Origin of the sequence: Bacillus cereus group sp. BfR-BA-01383, from assembly GCF_022663495.1 — a bacterium.
GTDB classification, from domain to species: Bacteria; Bacillota; Bacilli; order Bacillales; family Bacillaceae_G; genus Bacillus_A; species Bacillus_A cereus_AU.
In genome coordinates this window covers 284,203-300,791 of sequence record NZ_JAKUFP010000002.1, presented here as the reverse complement: position 1 = coordinate 300,791, position 16,589 = coordinate 284,203, and the positions used below count along the sequence as shown (strand labels likewise).

Here is a 16,589-nt window from a genome sequence, read left to right as displayed (position 1 = left end):
GAAATCTAGAGAGGAGCTATATGTTATAGCTTCTTTTTATTTTTCAATATGTTGTAGGAGGGGAATATGGATTTTGAATGGAATTAGGAATGAAAGCGGAGGTGATGCATATATATAGATGCATTGGGGGTGTTTTTATCGCGCCTAAACGGACAGTAAGGCTCCCACTTCAAAATTCGGCGAATGCGAGGGGGTTAGGTGGGAGTCGGATTACCTGTAAAAGCTCGATTGGTGTGGGCTAATAATCAGTAGGGGATGGACAAAACCCCACTGATGAAAGTTTCACTTTATCACATTGTATAAATGAAAAGGAGGTAAGACGGTGAAAGCAATCCCGACTGATGTCCTGAGTAAAGAGTTGATGGAAAGAGAAGGAGTTATATCTATTACCGTAAAGGAATTCGAAAAAATAGAAGTAGCTGGAGTTGTAGTAGCTGGTCCTGCTGTTATTTTAATTAATCAAGATTAAGTACATATTATCAATATAGAAAAGTACTAAAAGCATCCGTCTAGGATGCTTTTTATTTGTATGTAAGGAAGAATATGATGGATAATTGGATTACTGGAGGGAGAGTATGTGGCAATTATTATAACGATGTTAGTAATGGGGATTTTATTAGGATTTGTTGGAGCAGGGGGAGCTGGTTTTATTATCGCGATACTCACTGTAGTATTCCATATTCCTATTCATGTTGCGCTTGCAACATCTTTAACGGCTATGGCATTTACGACGTTATCTGGGGTTATAAGTCATTATCGTGAAGGAAATGTTGTACTTACTATAGGCGGGATTGTTGGAGGATGTGGTGCGATTGGCTCTTATATCGGTTCTAAGTTTGGTTCATTTATACCAGCACATCTTCTTCATTGGTTTACAGCTGGGATGTTATTTTTATCGGCAATTTTTATGTTTATTAAATTGATTATGTTTCGAAATAGGAAGCAGCTGTTTTTAGGTGGACAAAAAGAACTTTCAATAAACAGCTTGATGAAATGTGTATGTTTAGGGTTAGTTACTGGAATTTTGGCTGGCTCATTCGGAATTGGTTCAGCCCCGTTTATACAACTTGGACTAATGGTTCTTTTAGGACTAACGATTCAGCAATCTGTAGGGACAACAATGCTTGTTATATTACCGATTGCAATTGGAGGAGGGCTTGGATATAGTTCGGAAGGGTATTTAGATTATATATTGTTATTGCAAGTATTACTTGGGACGATGTTAGGGGCATATATTGGTGCGAAGTTTACAAATTATGCACCACGCATGCTTTTGAGGTTTTCAATGATTATGACACCGGTTTTAGCTGGATGTATGTTACTGATGGAATAAAAATAATATAGCAAACTAATATATTTTACGAATGAATTATGTAAGTAATTCATATTTCCAATATAAAAAGATTTGTTTTAATATTATGAGTGTAAAGTTCGAGTATTCGAAGTACTACTTGAATTATATCCCTATCCCTTTTCTAAAAATGCGAACAAGTTTTGCCCTATTCTATTCAATAATAAATTGTATAGAAATATATTGTTCGATGCCCATTATGGAGCGTACATAATGGAAAAATCCCGATCCTTAAAGAGGATGCCCCTAATCTTCATGTGAAAATATGATCGGATAAGAAAGCTGACCAATAATGGTCAGCTTTCTTTTGGTTCAAAAACTATTTCTTCTTTAATTTCTGTTTGCAATAATAAAGTTTTTCCGAAGCGGCGTTTACATTCATCCCGTACCTTTTGGATTGCTAGTAGTTGAGAAGTGGCGGGCACTGTGACGATGGCCTGCCGAGGTTTTCGATTTTCTTCACAAAAGACACATTCCACAACATATTTAGAAATCATAATTCCACCCTTTCGGCTTGAATTTCTAAGAAGGGACTGCTCATGAAGTTGATGTAATCTTTCGTCATTATTTTACTTTTTCCCTCTTTTTTTCAAGGAGAAAATAAAAAAGAAGGCGAATTTTACTAGGGGAGGGATGTATATGGAGAGATGGATAGGTACGGCAGCTATATGTGTAAATGAAAGAAAGGAAGTTTTAATGGTTTTGCAAGGAAAAGTAGGTGAAGAAAAAAGGTGGTCTGTCCCAAGTGGCGGGCTTGAAAAGGGAGAAACGTTAGAAGAATGTTGTATACGGGAAGTTTGGGAGGAAACAGGTTACAATGTGGAAGTTGTAAATAAAATATACGAAAAAGAAGGTATTACATACGGAGTTCCCGTGTATGTCCACTATTATTTTGTTAAACAAATAGGTGGTTATATGAAAATTCAAGATCCTGATGAGTTAATACATGAAATTGATTGGAAAGGGATACATGAAGTTAAAAAATTATCTTTGGCTTTTCCAGAGGATTATGAAATAATATGCCAATATATAAATAAGGAAGCAAGTATTTAAGTACTTGCTTCCTTAATGTATCCAAGATAAGAAAAGCGGAACGATAACCAAACTAGCTCCAGCTGTTAAAAGCATTGATAAACTTGCAATTGTTCCTTCTACAGGACCGATTTCAAATGCTTTTGATGTTCCGGTTCCGTTCGCGCTAGTACCTAGCATTATACCTTTTGCGAGTGCTGTTTTAATGCGGCATATGCGTATGAGAGTAGGGCCGAGTAATGCTCCAGTTAAGGCAGTTAATACGACGAAAACTGCTGTTAATTGTGACATGCCGCCAATCATTTCTGAAATAGCCATTGCGATAGGTGTCGTTACAATGTGCGGTGCTAGACTCTGTTCTATTGATGAATCGATTTGAAAAAAATTAGCTAGTAGTGCTGAAGTAATAACTGATAGAAAAGAACCGACAATGACATTAATTAAAATAGCAGTTCCGTGTTTCTTTAATAAATCAAAATATTTATAGATTGGCCATGCGAAAGCAACTGTTGCAGGTTTTAATAATTCTGTTAGCCATTGACCACCTGTTTCATATGTTTCATAAGGTGTGTCTAATCCGAGTAATAAAGCAATTAAAATGATGGGGCATACAAGAAGAGGAGAAAGTAAGCCCCAATTCCAGCGTTGATACATTTTCTTTGATATCCAATATGTGAATAGTGTTAATAGTAAACAAAGAAAGCCAATCATTGCACTGATCCTTTCCGCTTTACTAGCAATTCTGTTAATAGTCCTGTTACGAGAGTAACGCAAAGAGTACTAATCACGATAATTAAAATGAGATCGATTCCATATTGTGATAATGTATCTTTGTAGCGAATGACAGCGACTGCAGAAGGGATGAAAAATAAAATAAGTTCTTTTAATAAAAAGTCTGCACCATCTTGTATCCATTCTTTTTTCACTATGTTAAATTTTAATGATATTAATAATAATAAAATACCGATTATACTTCCTGGAACTGGGAGGTGTGCCTGTTTGTGATCCATTCACCTGTCCAAGCGAAACAAAATAATAATAAAATTTGTCCACTTAATTTCCACCATTTCATACAGTAACCACCTCTTTCTTTTTTTACATAAAAATTGTAAAAAAGAATTAACAATTTCTACTATACGTTTATTTAAAATGTTTGTCTAATATATAAATTGTATGTTATTAATATATTAGATGTATTAATTGAAGAGGGAAAGGGTGTCCAAAATGGAATTACGGCATTTGCAATATTTTGTTGTTGTAGCAGAGGAGTTACACTTTGGACGAGCAGCAGCTCGTTTACAAATGACACAGCCACCGCTTAGTCAACAAATTCAGCAATTAGAAAAAGAAATGGGAGTTATGTTATTTTCAAGGACGAAGAGAAAGGTTGAATTAACAGAAGCAGGGGAAATGTTTTTAAAAGAAGTAAAAAAAGCGTTTGAACAAATTGAAAAAGCAGTAGAAGTCGCACAAAGTGCGCAAAGGGGAGAAGTAGGATCACTTTCAATTGGTTTTGTAGGTGCGGCGATATATGATATTTTACCGTCAATCGTCAGGGAGTATAGAAAGAAATTTCCGAGAGTGTCTGTAGCATTGCATGAATTGTCAACACCGGATCAGGTGCATGCACTTCATGATAATCGAATTGATATTGGATTTTTACGCCCACCAATTCCAACGCAATTACTTGAGTTAGAACCAATTCAAAAACTTTCGTGTACGTTATGTTTACCGAAGGCACATCCGCTTGCTGAAAAGGACGAAATACATATTGAAGATTTAAGGGATGAACCGTTCGTATTTATTACGAGACCAGTATGGCCAGCATTATATGATACAATTCTATCACTTTGCCGCGATGTAGGTTTTAGTCCGCACATTGTACAAGAAGCAACGGAGTATCAAACTGTCATGGGTCTTGTAGCAGCCGGGATTGGAATTACGGTAATACCTGTATCAGCAAATAAATTGTATAAAACAGAAGTTGTATATAAAGAACTATGTGATTCTAATTTTGTTGCAGAAATGTCAGTGGCTTACAAAAAAATGAATAATAATCCGGAGCTTTTAGAGTTTTTGAAAATTGCAAGAGAGAAGAAAAGAATAGAAGTTGAGGATGAGGATGAGAAGGATGCATAGTAATGGTGAATGTATATAATTAACATGAATGAAAATTCACCTGATTAAACACTAAAGCGGAAATGCACTTAAATTGCATTTCCGCTTTAGTGTTCTTTTTTTAGCTCGATACTAAAGAGATAAACATGTTCATTTTCTTGTAATAGTTGGTCGATAGCTGTTTTTTCATCAAGCATTGGAACTCTTACGGTTTCTTTATTTGTTTTGATTATAGCAGCTAAAGTCGTTTTGTGATTATATTTTAAGTTTATAACAGATTGAATGGAAGTGGATGAAGAGCTATTTACGCTTGGCGATGCTTCTTCAGGAACAAGCATTGAACTACCTTCAATATTAACATACCAATATTTCTTTTCTTGTACATCTTTATCAAATTGGAAATGTGGTGGTATAAAAGAAAGCTTCACTTTCTTTTTTTGAAAATATGAGGTAGCTATGTGAGCAATTTCTTTTTCTTTTTTGCCATTTTGATAATAATCAATTGTAGCATTTATTTCATCTTTATCATTTATAAGCGTAACGTTATAAAACATGCTATTTCCTTCTTGAATAGGAGTCATTTGTAAAATAGAAGATTGATCTTTTGTTAACTTGTACGGTTCTACAGAAGCACCTTCGTCATTTTTTAGTGGGCTACAGCTAGTAAGCAATAGAAAAGATAGGATAAATAATAACGCAAAACGCATACAATTCACCCCTTTTTTTACAATTATAGTATGATTATGTTTTGATTTCCATTTATTTTTCTAGGACTAAAGACTTAGAGGAGATTCCGATTGTAGTGCGATGTGTGTAATGTCATATTTTTATACACTAGTAGTATGGAATGAGTATGTTATGAAGTGAGGTAGGGGAAGAATTTATGTCTTTATTTCGGTTAGCGAGAAAAAATCTACAAAAGTTTGCTACCAGAAGGTTGAAACAATTTATATGGATTGCTATGAGTACTATGATTTTATTTTTTATGATATCGCTACAATTTAATGAAGTAGTAATGGATAAAGTACGGGATATACGTATATTTGAAATGTGTTTTTATACTATGTTTATTTTATTGATTTTTATATGTCTGTTTATTACATATAAAATGACGCATTCTCTTTTGCAGGTGAGGAGAGAAGAGTTTAAATCTTATGAAGTAAAGCATATGAAAAGAAACGAAATGCTATGTTTATTATGTCAGGAGCAATTATTCATTTATGGAGCGGCGTTTGTTTTCGGCTTAGTTCATGGGATGTTATTTTTGAAATTATTTACGGTTATCTTTATGAAAATAGCAGGGATACAAGGGATAAATAGTGCACCGATTACAATATATGCAATAGTAGTTGTTAGTATAATTATGATGGTTGTTGTCTTATTATCGATGATGCAATGCTGCCGTTTTGTTCGAAGTTTAAAAGGTGAAAATTCGTTTCATTTCAAGAAAAAGGCATGAGAAATCATGCCTTTTTTCATTTTATGTTAATTGCTTAAGAGCTTTTTCAGCTAGCAAAGCGAAGTATTCTGCACTTATAGGTAATGCTTGTTCATCGATAGTGAAAGAGGGATGGTGCCATTCATGTGTACCACTTGTTCCCATAAAGACGAAAAATCCTGGTATGTGTTGTTGGTAAAAGGAGAAATCTTCTCCAGCCATGGAAGGAGAAGGCATAATCACGTTTAGAGCCATTTCCTCTGCAATTTGAGTGCATAAACCAGTAAGATTTGCATCATTTTGAACGGCAGGAGGCCCTGGGTAAAAACGGAATTCTGTTTTTACACCTAATGCCTCAGAAACGCCCTTAATAATACGTTCCATTAAAGCTGGTATCTTTTCACGTGTTTCAGCTTGGAAAGTGCGAACGGTTCCTTCTAATGTTGCTTTTTCAGGAATAACGTTCCATGTATTTCCTGAATGGATATTTGTAACACTTACAACAGCATTATGAGATGAACTTATATTTCGGCTTACAATAGTTTGCAATGCCATAACAATTTGAGAGGATGCGACAATAGGGTCTACCCCAGCATCTGGCACAGCTGCGTGTGTACCAACTCCGTGAATTTCAATTTCAAAGCGGTCGACTCCGGCCATTAGTGGACCATCTTTAATACCAATTGTACCTACTGGCAAATCAGGTTTATTATGCATGCCGAAAATAGCTTGTACATTTTGTAAATGTCCAGCATCAATAACTTTGCAAGCACCATTACTGCTCTCTTCAGCTGGCTGAAATATAAAGCGAACAGTCCCGTTTAGGGAAGATTCTCTTTCTTTTAATAAAAAGGCTGCACCTATAATAGCAGCTGTATGAAAATCATGCCCGCAAGCATGCATTTTACCATGGATTTTTGAAGCGTATGGTAAATTTGTTTCTTCCTGAATAGGAAGGGCATCAATATCAGCGCGGATTGCTACAACTGGACCGTTTTTATTACCAGAAATTTCAGCGATAATTCCTGTGTCTAAATTGGAATTAATAATAGTAATATTGGCTGCTTCTAACCAATTTTTTATCGCTTTTGTTGTTTCAAACTCTTCATATGATAGTTCTGGATACTCATGTAAATGTCGACGAATAGAAATAAGTTTTTCTGTAAATTGATTTGGAATAGATGCCACGTAGTATGCCCTCTTTCTTAAGCAAAGTATTTACCATAAGTATACAACAATAAAAGAGAGGATTCTCAAATGAAAATCCTCTCTCGTTTATGCTGCCAATTTTTTATGTGAATGCTGTTTTTGATAACGTCCACGCATTGCGTAGGCAATTTGCGGGATTGCGATACCAACTAAAATAAGTGACACACCGACCCATTGTGAAGATAGTACAGCTTCTTTTAAAACGAATACAGACATGATTGTTGTAACTGGTAGTTCTGCTGCACCAAGAATAGTCGCTAAGCCAGAACCGATTTTTGGAATACCGATTGTAAAGGCGATAGACGGGATAACGATACTAAATATCCCTAGTCCTAATCCGTATTTCCAAAGGCCTTGAGAAATAGCTCCATTAAAAATAAAGGTTGGCGGGAACACGATCATGACCAATGTTAAAGCACCAGCCATTAATAGGACACCGCGTGGTAAGGAAGGAACCTCGACAGCAACTTTACCACTTACGAAAATATATGTTGCAAACGTAACAGCAGATAATAAACCTAAAATGATTCCAGTCATATCGAAATCACCTGCTGATTTTTCTAATAAACCACTTGATAAGAATGTACCTATAAGTAAGAAAATAACCGAAATAACTTTTTCTTTTGAAGGTAACGTTTTTGTTGCTACAGCTTCAATGATAATTCCGACCCAAACGAATTGGAATAAAAGAATAATGGCAATAGATGCTGGTACTGTTTTTAATGAAGCATAATAAAACATTCCAGTAAAGCTTGCAGATGTTCCTGCTACGAATAAAATTAACGCTTGTTTTAAAGGAACGCGGTGTCTAGAAAATAGAAGTGTAATAGCAAGCAAAATAATCCAACCGAACAAATATTGGCTGCCAATTACCTCTCCAAGTGAAAAACCTTCTGCATACGCAAGCTTAACAAAAATAGCTAAAATTCCATAACTACACGCTCCTAATAAAACTAAAAGAGAATAACGAAGCATGAAAAATTCCTCCCATCTGTATGAAATAGTTCCGTAACGAAAATATATCTAGAGGGAAGTATACAAAATTAAAAATAAAGGGTCAAATAAAAGAAAAGTGCGACATTTTATAGAATAATAATAAAAGTATGATATTTATGCATAATCTTGAAATTATTAATAATAGAAGTATTGTAAAAACAGCTTTGTATTGTATAAAGATAGCATTTGAAAAAAATATTTTTTACATCAATCTGTATGTAGGCGCACTTGTAACGTGCTAATCATTTGAGAAACTACATTACCTTTGTTATGTTAATAATAATTAGAGGAGTTTCATAATCTAATTGAGGTTTTTCTATATAATAGAAGGAAATGAAAACGTTTTATTTGAAACAGTGTGAAAGAGTAGTTTTTCTTATTGTCACGTTGGAAAAGTGATTTCACGAATTGTTCATAGTATTTTTATGTGTTTTTGCTACAATATGTAAGGAGAGGAGTGGAATAATGCAAGATATTAGTATTTTTTTAGCGTTTGGCGCCGGGTTCTTATCATTTATTTCCCCATGTTGCTTACCGCTTTATCCGGCATTTTTATCTTACATAACAGGTATGTCGGTTTCTGAGTTGAAAGAAGAAAATGCAATGCTTCGCAAAAGAAGTATGATACATACAGCGTTTTTCTTACTTGGATTTTCAATTATATTTATTGCAATTGGATTTGGTACAAGTTTTATCGGGGGCATTTTTACGGATTATAAAGATTTAATTAGGCAGCTAGGTGGTATATTTATCATCGTGTTTGGTCTTATTATTGTAGGTGTGTTTAAGCCGAAGTTTTTAATGCAAGACCGTAAATTTACATTTAAGAATCGTCCGAGTGGTTATGTTGGATCAGTATTAATTGGACTGGCCTTTGCGGCAGGATGGACTCCTTGTACAGGACCTATTTTAGTGTCCGTAATTGGATTAGCAGCAACGAACCCAGAATCAGCAATGATTTATATGATTGCATACATACTTGGTTTTGCTATCCCGTTCTTCGTACTATCATTCTTTATTACGAAAATGTCTTGGATTAAAAGAAATAGTATGAAGTTCATGAAAATCGGAGGATACGTTATGATTGTTATGGGTATCTTCCTATACTTTAATTGGATGACGAAAATTATCGTATATTTCTCAAGTTTATTTGGTGGTTTTACCGGCTTTTAGTATTATTCTGTGAAAATGTTGGAAATACTAACGGAAAAGCATATAATGAAAGTATATTTTGCATATAGCCACAAAAAAGGATGAGAAAATATGAACATAGTTGTTTTATCAAGTATCGTTGCTGTTTCTATGGCTGTCGGTGCGATGTTTATTCGTTTAAAAGCAGCTAAGAAACCTGCGACATTGAAAAAAATTATACTCCCACCATTTTTTATGAGCACGGGAGCATTGATGTATGTTTTTCCAGAATTTCGATTAACTCCAGCAGAAATATTAGAAGCAATTGGCGTTGGTTTGTTTTTCTCTATTTTTCTTATTAAAACATCTAAATTTGAAATTAGAGGACAAGAGATTTATTTGAAGCGTTCAAAAGCATTTGTTTTTATATTAATTGGGTTACTTGTAGTACGGATTGTATTTAAAACATACTTAAGCCAATCTCTTGATTTAGGACAACTTAGCGGTATGTTCTTCTTACTTGCGTTTGCGATGATTGTATCATGGAGAATTGCAATGTACCGTTCCTTTACGAAATTACAGAAGGAAATGGAAAAAGAAGATGATTTTTATAATGAAAAAGATATGAAATTAACTTAAAACTGTATATGTATTAAATAAAAAGACAGCGTTTTTGACGCTGTCTTTTTATTTATATTGTTAACACCTTTTTTATGAGGGGTATTTTGTTAGTAATGATTGATAGTTAGAATAATCAATCTCTTTCTCTTGCAGTTTTTTTACTAAAAATTTATGATCACGCTTTGGTGTGGCAATAATATATCCTTTAATAATTAAATCTTGTGTAATTTGAGAGGCATTTTCTTGTAGTGCAAGTTCTCCAATTTTACCAGCAATTTTTGATTTGGCAACATCGCGAAATAATTCCGGAACGGGGCTTACAAGCTCTTCTAACAATTGTTTTTGTTCGTCATTCCATAAATGTCTTGTTTTATTTATATAGTGCTCTTCCCAATCTAAAATGGACATACCATCTTCTTTTGGTAGACGTTTTAAAAATTTTCTGAACATAAAATATCCACCGATAGACATAAGTCCTAATAAAATTACAGTCCATAATACAATGAACCAACTAAACCATCCTTCGAGCAAGCATATCCCCCCTAATGATTGCGTTTTTCTTTTATTCATATTATAAACAGTGAGATTCATAGAAAGCAAGAACGCTTGGTCATTTTGACCAAGCGTTATCATTTAAACGAAGTATAGTTGTTCAACACATAAATTATTATTTTCGTCTTCAACATATTCAATAATAAGTGTGCCAACTTTACGATCTTTATCTTCAGTTGTGAAAATAGAGTAAGAAGTAAAACGTGTTGTTGATAGGCCGCTTATATGTGTAGGTAATGAAATGTAGTCGTTATCGCGGAAGAATTCCATCAGTTCAATGTCTTCAAATTCTTTTCGGTCAATTTGTTTGTTTGTATAGCGGCGTTGAAGTTGTTTTAAAGATTCATTCCAAGAAATTGCTTTTGTATCGTATACCATTGTTCTATCTCCTTACTGTATGTAATCATTAAGAACATACGTTCTAAACTAGTATACTCTTTTTATAAGAAAAGGGAAAGCAAAAAATAATGTAAGCTTGGATTTCCAAGCTTACATTATTTATGCGTCCGTCATAACCTCTATTTTTTATTATAAGTTAGATAAGAATAAGAAACAAGCCGATATATATTTCGTTGATTGTTTCTAAAATTATGTATATTATCTATGTACGAAGGGAATGAGAGGGATGGCATACGTAATTTCACTACAAGGACCGATGGCAAGTGGAAAAACAACATTGGCAAAAAGATTAGAGGAGAAAGGATATTCGGTTATATATGAAAATCCTTATCCAATTGTAGAAAAGCGAAAAGAATTACATTTAGATATAAATTCAAAAGAGGGTTTTATTGCAAATCAAAAAATGTTTATGGAAGCAAAAATAAAAGAGTTTGAAAATATCCAGGAATCTACTGTGATTTTTGATCGTGGGCCAGAAGATATAGAGTTCTATTCACTTTTTTATCCAAAACTTATAGAGAAAGAGTGGGATATAGAAACAGAATTAATAGATGAATTGTACAAATTAAGAGAATACCGTTCGGATGCAATTTTTTATTTAGATGTTTCGAAAGAAAACTTATATGATAGAAAAATTAATGATACGACAAGAAATCGAAGTACATTTGAGGAACAATTTAAATTAGTAGAAATTGAAAAGGAATGGTATAAACAATTTCCTGTAACTTATGTGGACACGAATAGATTATCAGTAGACGAATTAGAGGCATATTTTATGAGGTGGTTAAAGGAGAGAGGGCTATGATGGAGAAACTTTTACCAGAAAACGTGTAAAAGCTAGCAAATGCTAGCTTTTGCCTTTTTACATCGATAAATTGCTAACGTTTTTGGATCACGCCATATACCGTTATGAAGAGATAATTCTTTGTTTATTTCTTCTCTTAGCCATTCCTTCATTTCAATATGAAGGTACATATTATCAGGTATATTTAGTGATGGGAACATGCTAGAAATATAGTTTACGATTGGAGTAGCGTGCTGAAAAATAAGTGCATTATGAATAAATGCTTCTTCAACAATTGGAAAAACAGATTGTAATATCTCCTTACCATTTTCCAAGCAAAATGGAGCGACTGCTGGTGATGTTTTCGGTAAATCAAATGCGTCTAGCATGTTGTTACACATTTCAACTATACGAGGAAATGAAACGTTAGAATTTGTTGTGGCTAAAAGTGCACCGCCGGGACGAATGACTTTGTAAAATCCTTGAATTGTTTTTTCGACATCTTTCATGTGATATAACATATGTCTTGCAATTACGAGGTCATAACAATTCGTTTCGAAAGGAAGTTTACTAGCATTACCCTTTTTCCAATTAATTGTATTACTTTGTTTAGTGGCTTCAGAAAGCATAGTTTCCGATTGATCAAGCCCAGTTAATGGACCTTTATGACCATTATTTTGCAAAAGGGAAAGGAATTTTCCATTAGCGCACCCAACCTCTAATATATTTTCTTCTCCTTGAAGTTGTAAATGCTCAATGACGACTTCATCTAATTTCACTTGTTTTTCTTCGTAATGTTTATGCGTATCGATGCGTATTTGTAAATGGTTGCTGACGCTGTATTGGCGTTTTATATCATTCATCTTTTCATTTTCTATTCTTGCACAAAATTGCTGAATCGCATATGTTAAAACGTCTGTTTTCTTTAAACCTTCATAAAGTAGTGCTGCTTCAAATCTTTTGAGTAATTTTTCTTCAATTCGAAAATGAATATCTTTTCGTTTCGTCATTGAAATCTCGCCCCTTTGCATCTGTTAGTGAGACTATAGCATGGCTGAAAAATTCATGTAAATAATTTGTGTACACAAATTAGGGGAGTTAAAAAAATGTTTGAATATGAGTTTAAACTATTGACGATTTAACCGTTTTCATATATTCTTAAATTAAGAAATATTCAAATAATTAAAAAGAAATGAGAGAGTCACATGCTTCTTCAAGGAACACATCGAATTGGTCGTATGGCCATGCTGTTGGCACTTGCGGATGAGAATGAAAGCCCTGTATTATCTATTCCAAAAGGTTGGAAATATTGTACGGGGAAAGTGGGTTCTATGAATTCGCAAAAAGTTGTAGCAGCAATGGAAACAGCGGCTAAGAGCAACCAAGTTATTGAAACAGACGTTTACAGAGAAACACATGCACTTTATCATGCAATAATGGAAGCTTTGTACGGAGTGACGAGAGGTCAAATTCAGTTAGCAGACGTTCTTCGTACAGTAGGACTTCGATTTGCAATTGTGCGCGGTACACCATACGACGGAAAAAAAGAAGGCGAATGGGTTGCTGTTGCACTTTATGGAACGATTGGTGCACCTGTAAAAGGATCTGAGCATGAGGCGATTGGTTTAGGAATTAATCACATATGATTTGCCCATAGTCTATTAGTTAGAAGGGGGCCTTATTCTTTAGGACAGAAGTCTGTCTTAAAAAGATAAGGTCCCCTTTTGCCTTTATAAGGAGGAAAAAGAATGATTACGTTAACAGGACATACATTGACAGTTGAGGAAATGAAGAGGTTGTTACTTGAAGGAGAAGGTGTAACAGCTTGCCCAAATAGTATGCAAAAAGTGGCAGAGTGCCGCGAAGTAGTTGAAAAAATCGTAGAAGACGGAAAAGTTGTTTACGGTATTACAACTGGTTTTGGAAAGTTTAGTGATGTGCTTATCCATAAAGATGATGTAAAGGCACTTCAGCATAATTTAATCCAGTCACATGCGTGCGGGATAGGCGATCCATTCCCGGAAGAAGTATCACGCGGTATGTTGATTTTACGAGCGAACACGATGCTTAAAGGAGTATCTGGTGTTAGACCACTTGTTGTAAATATGCTTCTTGAGTTTGTAAATCGTAAAATTCACCCAGTCGTTCCGCAACAAGGTTCACTTGGTGCGAGTGGTGATTTAGCACCTTTATCTCATCTTGCTCTCGTTTTATTAGGTGAAGGTGAAGTGTTCTACAAAGGAAAACGAGTTCATGCGATGGTTGCTCTTACAGAAGAAGGTCTTGAGCCAATTGAACTTGAAGCAAAAGAAGGTCTTGCGTTAATTAATGGTACGCAGGCAATGACAGCACAAGGAGTACTGTCTTATATAGAAGCGGAAGCAACGGCTTATCAAGCAGAATTAATTGCATCTATGACAATTGAGGGATTGCGTGGCATTATTGATGCATTTGATGAAAATGTTCATAAAGCACGCGGTTATAAAGAGCAAGTGGAAGTAGCGAGCAGAATTCGTGACATCCTTAACGATAGTAAGTTAGTGACAAAGCAAGGAGAACTTCGTGTGCAAGATGCATATTCACTTCGTTGTATCCCGCAAGTACACGGTGCTTCTTGGCAAGTTTTAAATTATGTGAAAGAAAAATTAGAAATTGAAATGAATGCAGCGACAGATAATCCACTTATCTTTGATGGCGGGGAAAAAGTAATTTCAGGTGGTAATTTCCACGGACAACCAATTGCATTTGCAATGGACTTCTTAAAAGTAGGGATGGCGGAACTTGCAAATATTTCAGAGCGTCGTATTGAACGATTAGTAAATCCGCAGTTAAATGATTTACCACCATTTTTAAGTCCAGAACCAGGACTTCAGTCTGGTGCAATGATTATGCAATATGCAGCAGCTTCACTAGTTTCTGAAAATAAAACGTTAGCACATCCGGCGAGTGTAGATTCAATCCCGTCGTCTGCTAACCAAGAAGATCACGTAAGTATGGGAACAATTGCTTCACGCCATGCGCATCAAATTATTCAAAATGCAAGACGTGTTCTTTCTATTGAAATGATTTGTGCGATGCAAGCAGCAGAATATCGCGGTATTGAAAACATGAGTACAGTGACGAAAACGTTCTATCATCAAGGCCGTCAGCAAGTGCCATCTATTACAAATGATCGCATATTCTCAACGGATATTGAAAATATTACGCATTGGTTAAAAACGAATTATTCGATAAAAGAAAGATTGGATGTAAACGCAGCACTATAAAACGAGAAAAGGGAGAGATTGAAATGGAAAAAGTAAAACAAACAATTCGTGCGCCAAGAGGTACTGAGTTACAAACGAAAGGGTGGGTTCAAGAAGCTGCACTTCGTATGTTAATGAACAATTTAGATCCTGAAGTTGCTGAAAAACCAGAAGAATTAGTTGTATATGGCGGAATTGGCCGTGCAGCTCGTAACTGGGAAAGCTACAATGCGATTGTAGATTCATTAAAAACGTTAGAAAGTGATGAAACGTTACTTGTACAATCAGGAAAACCAGTTGCAATTTTCAAATCACATGAAGACGCGCCTCGCGTGCTGTTAGCGAACTCAAACTTAGTACCGAAGTGGGCGAACTGGGATCACTTCCGTGAACTAGAGAAAAAAGGTCTTATGATGTACGGACAAATGACAGCGGGTAGCTGGATTTACATTGGAACACAAGGGATTTTACAAGGAACATATGAAACATTTGGTGAAGCGGCTCGTCAACATTTCGATGGTTCATTAAAAGGTACAATAACACTTACTGCTGGTTTAGGTGGTATGGGTGGTGCACAACCTCTTGCTGTAACGATGAATGGTGGTGTTGTTATCGCAATTGATGTTGATAAGCGTAGCATCGACCGTCGTATTGAAAAGAGATACTGTGATATGTATACAGAATCATTAGAAGAAGCATTAACTGTTGCGAATGAGTATAAAGAGAAGAAAGAACCGATTTCAATTGGATTGTTAGGAAATGCAGCAGAAATCTTACCTGAGTTAGTAAACCGTAATATTATCCCAGATTTAGTTACGGATCAAACTTCTGCTCATGATCCATTAAACGGTTATATTCCAGTAGGTTATACATTAGAAGAAGCAGCGAAACTTCGTGAAGAAGACCCAGAACGTTACGTACAATTATCAAAAGAGAGTATGAAAAAGCACGTAGAAGCAATGCTTGCAATGCAAGAAAAAGGTGCGATTACATTTGATTATGGAAATAACATTCGCCAAGTTGCTTTCGATGAAGGCTTGAAAAATGCATTCGATTTCCCAGGATTCGTTCCAGCATTCATTCGTCCATTATTCTGCGAAGGAAAAGGACCATTCCGCTGGGTAGCACTTTCTGGTGATCCAGAAGATATTTATAAAACTGACGAAGTAATTTTACGCGAGTTCGCGGATAATGAGCATTTATGTAACTGGATTCGTATGGCACGTCAGCAAGTTGAGTTCCAAGGTCTTCCATCACGTATTTGTTGGCTTGGTTATGGTGAACGCGCTAAATTTGGCCGCATTATTAATGAAATGGTTGCAAATGGTGAATTATCAGCACCGATCGTTATTGGTCGTGACCATTTAGATTGCGGATCAGTAGCATCTCCAAACCGTGAAACTGAATCGATGAAAGACGGTAGTGATGCAGTAGCAGATTGGCCGATTTTAAACGCATTAATTAATAGTGTAAACGGTGCGAGCTGGGTGTCTGTTCACCACGGTGGTGGCGTTGGTATGGGGTATTCACTTCACGCTGGAATGGTTATCGTTGCAGATGGAACAGAAGCAGCAGCAAAACGTATTGAACGCGTATTAACTTCTGATCCTGGTATGGGTGTTGTTCGTCACGTTGATGCAGGATATGACTTAGCCGTTCAAACTGCAAAAGAAAAAGGCGTTAACATTCCAATGATGAAATAAGGAGGAGAAA

Annotated in this window: 19 protein-coding genes and 2 pseudogenes; 12 read left to right on the top strand and 9 right to left on the bottom strand. The window is 35.4% G+C overall.

The window, feature by feature from the left end; translation table 11 throughout:
- Nucleotides 1–322 precede the first annotated feature (322 nt).
- Nucleotides 323–469, top strand: coding sequence for a BC1881 family protein (locus MR065_RS03745; protein WP_000644411.1), 147 nt, complete (start codon nt 323–325; stop codon nt 467–469).
- A 108-nt stretch (nt 470–577) separates the two neighbouring features.
- Nucleotides 578–1,333 (top strand): sulfite exporter TauE/SafE family protein, encoded by a 756-nt coding sequence (locus MR065_RS03740; RefSeq protein ID WP_242212548.1) that lies wholly within the window; start codon nt 578–580, stop codon nt 1,331–1,333.
- Between the two features lie 314 nt (nt 1,334–1,647).
- Here MR065_RS03740 and MR065_RS03735 read toward each other — a convergent pair whose 3' ends face one another.
- The gene (locus MR065_RS03735; protein ID WP_097902817.1) at nt 1,648–1,848 is read right to left on the bottom strand and encodes a DUF3903 domain-containing protein; all 201 of its coding nucleotides are present in this window, start codon (nt 1,846–1,848) and stop codon (nt 1,648–1,650) included.
- 142 nt (nt 1,849–1,990) lie between these two features.
- Here MR065_RS03735 and MR065_RS03730 point away from each other — a divergent pair, with 142 nt between their 5' ends.
- The gene (locus MR065_RS03730; RefSeq protein WP_242212547.1) at nt 1,991–2,404 is read left to right on the top strand and encodes an NUDIX hydrolase; all 414 of its coding nucleotides are present in this window, start codon (nt 1,991–1,993) and stop codon (nt 2,402–2,404) included.
- A gap of 12 nt (nt 2,405–2,416) precedes the next feature.
- Here the strand turns inward: MR065_RS03730 and MR065_RS03725 are convergent, their stop codons facing one another.
- Nucleotides 2,417–3,094, bottom strand: coding sequence for an LrgB family protein (locus tag MR065_RS03725; RefSeq protein ID WP_242212546.1), 678 nt, complete (start codon nt 3,092–3,094; stop codon nt 2,417–2,419).
- Nucleotides 3,091–3,455, bottom strand: a pseudogene (locus tag MR065_RS03720) (CidA/LrgA family holin-like protein). The gene MR065_RS03725 and the pseudogene MR065_RS03720 overlap by 4 nt, the downstream one beginning before the upstream one ends.
- Nucleotides 3,456–3,607: 152 nt before the next feature.
- On the opposite strand from MR065_RS03720, the gene alsR reads away from it, so the two are divergent.
- Nucleotides 3,608–4,522, top strand: coding sequence for an acetoin biosynthesis transcriptional regulator AlsR (gene alsR / locus MR065_RS03715; RefSeq protein ID WP_242212545.1), 915 nt, complete (start codon nt 3,608–3,610; stop codon nt 4,520–4,522).
- Between the two features lie 86 nt (nt 4,523–4,608).
- Here the strand turns inward: alsR and MR065_RS03710 are convergent, their stop codons facing one another.
- Nucleotides 4,609–5,208, bottom strand: coding sequence for a histidine kinase (locus tag MR065_RS03710; RefSeq protein WP_098267002.1), 600 nt, complete (start codon nt 5,206–5,208; stop codon nt 4,609–4,611).
- A gap of 176 nt (nt 5,209–5,384) precedes the next feature.
- Here MR065_RS03710 and MR065_RS03705 point away from each other — a divergent pair, with 176 nt between their 5' ends.
- Nucleotides 5,385–5,960 carry an FtsX-like permease family protein gene (locus MR065_RS03705; protein ID WP_242212544.1) on the top strand — a complete coding sequence of 192 codons (576 nt, stop codon included), beginning with the start codon at nt 5,385–5,387 and terminating at the stop codon, nt 5,958–5,960.
- 21 nt (nt 5,961–5,981) lie between these two features.
- On the opposite strand, the gene MR065_RS03700 is transcribed toward MR065_RS03705, so the two are convergent.
- Both MR065_RS03700 and MR065_RS03695 read right to left on the bottom strand, forming a co-directional pair.
- A complete protein-coding gene (locus MR065_RS03700; RefSeq protein ID WP_242212543.1) occupies nt 5,982–7,127 on the bottom strand; it encodes a M20 peptidase aminoacylase family protein in 1,146 nt (381 codons plus the stop codon).
- A gap of 87 nt (nt 7,128–7,214) precedes the next feature.
- Nucleotides 7,215–8,123 (bottom strand): EamA family transporter, encoded by a 909-nt coding sequence (locus tag MR065_RS03695; RefSeq protein ID WP_242212542.1) that lies wholly within the window; start codon nt 8,121–8,123, stop codon nt 7,215–7,217.
- Nucleotides 8,124–8,449: 326 nt separating this feature from the next.
- Between MR065_RS03695 and MR065_RS27670 the strand changes: the two are divergent.
- The 3 genes and pseudogenes from MR065_RS27670 (at nt 8,450) to MR065_RS03685 (ending at nt 9,914) form a co-directional block, all read left to right on the top strand.
- A pseudogene (locus tag MR065_RS27670) lies at nt 8,450–8,593 on the top strand (peptidase T).
- A 16-nt stretch (nt 8,594–8,609) separates the two neighbouring features.
- Complete coding sequence (gene ccdA / locus MR065_RS03690; RefSeq protein WP_097902809.1) at nt 8,610–9,317, top strand: cytochrome c-type biogenesis protein CcdA; 708 nt, start codon at nt 8,610–8,612, stop codon at nt 9,315–9,317.
- A gap of 90 nt (nt 9,318–9,407) precedes the next feature.
- Complete coding sequence (locus MR065_RS03685) at nt 9,408–9,914, top strand: CcdC family protein (protein WP_242212541.1); 507 nt, start codon at nt 9,408–9,410, stop codon at nt 9,912–9,914.
- 72 nt (nt 9,915–9,986) lie between these two features.
- On the opposite strand, the gene MR065_RS03680 is transcribed toward MR065_RS03685, so the two are convergent.
- Nucleotides 9,987–10,427, bottom strand: a complete 441-nt coding sequence (locus MR065_RS03680; RefSeq protein ID WP_242212540.1) for a DUF2621 domain-containing protein — start codon at nt 10,425–10,427, stop codon at nt 9,987–9,989.
- Between the two features lie 102 nt (nt 10,428–10,529).
- The gene (locus tag MR065_RS03675) at nt 10,530–10,826 is read right to left on the bottom strand and encodes a hypothetical protein (protein ID WP_242212539.1); all 297 of its coding nucleotides are present in this window, start codon (nt 10,824–10,826) and stop codon (nt 10,530–10,532) included.
- Between the two features lie 238 nt (nt 10,827–11,064).
- Here MR065_RS03675 and MR065_RS03670 point away from each other — a divergent pair, with 238 nt between their 5' ends.
- Entirely contained in the window at nt 11,065–11,652 is a 588-nt protein-coding gene (locus MR065_RS03670; protein ID WP_242212538.1) for an ATP/GTP-binding protein, read from the top strand.
- A 32-nt stretch (nt 11,653–11,684) separates the two neighbouring features.
- On the opposite strand, the gene MR065_RS03665 is transcribed toward MR065_RS03670, so the two are convergent.
- The gene (locus MR065_RS03665; RefSeq protein ID WP_242212537.1) at nt 11,685–12,641 is read right to left on the bottom strand and encodes a class I SAM-dependent methyltransferase; all 957 of its coding nucleotides are present in this window, start codon (nt 12,639–12,641) and stop codon (nt 11,685–11,687) included.
- A gap of 195 nt (nt 12,642–12,836) precedes the next feature.
- On the opposite strand from MR065_RS03665, the gene hutP reads away from it, so the two are divergent.
- From hutP to hutU, 3 genes are all read left to right on the top strand, one after another.
- Nucleotides 12,837–13,277, top strand: coding sequence for a hut operon transcriptional regulator HutP (gene hutP / locus MR065_RS03660; RefSeq protein ID WP_000926516.1), 441 nt, complete (start codon nt 12,837–12,839; stop codon nt 13,275–13,277).
- Nucleotides 13,278–13,379: 102 nt separating this feature from the next.
- On the top strand, nt 13,380–14,897 hold the full coding sequence (gene hutH / locus MR065_RS03655) for a histidine ammonia-lyase (RefSeq protein WP_097902801.1): 1,518 nt from the start codon (nt 13,380–13,382) through the stop codon (nt 14,895–14,897).
- Between the two features lie 23 nt (nt 14,898–14,920).
- A complete protein-coding gene (hutU, locus tag MR065_RS03650; protein ID WP_097902800.1) occupies nt 14,921–16,579 on the top strand; it encodes a urocanate hydratase in 1,659 nt (552 codons plus the stop codon).
- Nucleotides 16,580–16,589: the final 10 nt, after the last annotated feature.

What these genes read in the sequence shown, in the direction of transcription:
- hutH (WP_097902801.1), top strand. Translation starts at nt 13,380, where the DNA reads ATGATTACGTTAACAGGACATACATTGACAGTTGAGGAAATGAAGAGG.
- hutU (WP_097902800.1), top strand. Translation starts at nt 14,921, where the DNA reads ATGGAAAAAGTAAAACAAACAATTCGTGCGCCAAGAGGTACTGAGTTA.
- MR065_RS03730 (WP_242212547.1), top strand. Translation starts at nt 1,991, where the DNA reads ATGGAGAGATGGATAGGTACGGCAGCTATATGTGTAAATGAAAGAAAG.
- MR065_RS03665 (WP_242212537.1), bottom strand. Translation starts at nt 12,641, where the DNA reads ATGACGAAACGAAAAGATATTCATTTTCGAATTGAAGAAAAATTACTC.
- alsR (WP_242212545.1), top strand. Translation starts at nt 3,608, where the DNA reads ATGGAATTACGGCATTTGCAATATTTTGTTGTTGTAGCAGAGGAGTTA.
- MR065_RS03735 (WP_097902817.1), bottom strand. Translation starts at nt 1,848, where the DNA reads ATGATTTCTAAATATGTTGTGGAATGTGTCTTTTGTGAAGAAAATCGA.
- MR065_RS03675 (WP_242212539.1), bottom strand. Translation starts at nt 10,826, where the DNA reads ATGGTATACGATACAAAAGCAATTTCTTGGAATGAATCTTTAAAACAA.
- MR065_RS03685 (WP_242212541.1), top strand. Translation starts at nt 9,408, where the DNA reads ATGAACATAGTTGTTTTATCAAGTATCGTTGCTGTTTCTATGGCTGTC.
- MR065_RS03670 (WP_242212538.1), top strand. Translation starts at nt 11,065, where the DNA reads ATGAGAGGGATGGCATACGTAATTTCACTACAAGGACCGATGGCAAGT.
- hutP (WP_000926516.1), top strand. Translation starts at nt 12,837, where the DNA reads ATGCTTCTTCAAGGAACACATCGAATTGGTCGTATGGCCATGCTGTTG.
- MR065_RS03705 (WP_242212544.1), top strand. Translation starts at nt 5,385, where the DNA reads ATGTCTTTATTTCGGTTAGCGAGAAAAAATCTACAAAAGTTTGCTACC.
- MR065_RS03725 (WP_242212546.1), bottom strand. Translation starts at nt 3,094, where the DNA reads ATGATTGGCTTTCTTTGTTTACTATTAACACTATTCACATATTGGATA.
- ccdA (WP_097902809.1), top strand. Translation starts at nt 8,610, where the DNA reads ATGCAAGATATTAGTATTTTTTTAGCGTTTGGCGCCGGGTTCTTATCA.
- MR065_RS03710 (WP_098267002.1), bottom strand. Translation starts at nt 5,208, where the DNA reads ATGCGTTTTGCGTTATTATTTATCCTATCTTTTCTATTGCTTACTAGC.
- MR065_RS03695 (WP_242212542.1), bottom strand. Translation starts at nt 8,123, where the DNA reads ATGCTTCGTTATTCTCTTTTAGTTTTATTAGGAGCGTGTAGTTATGGA.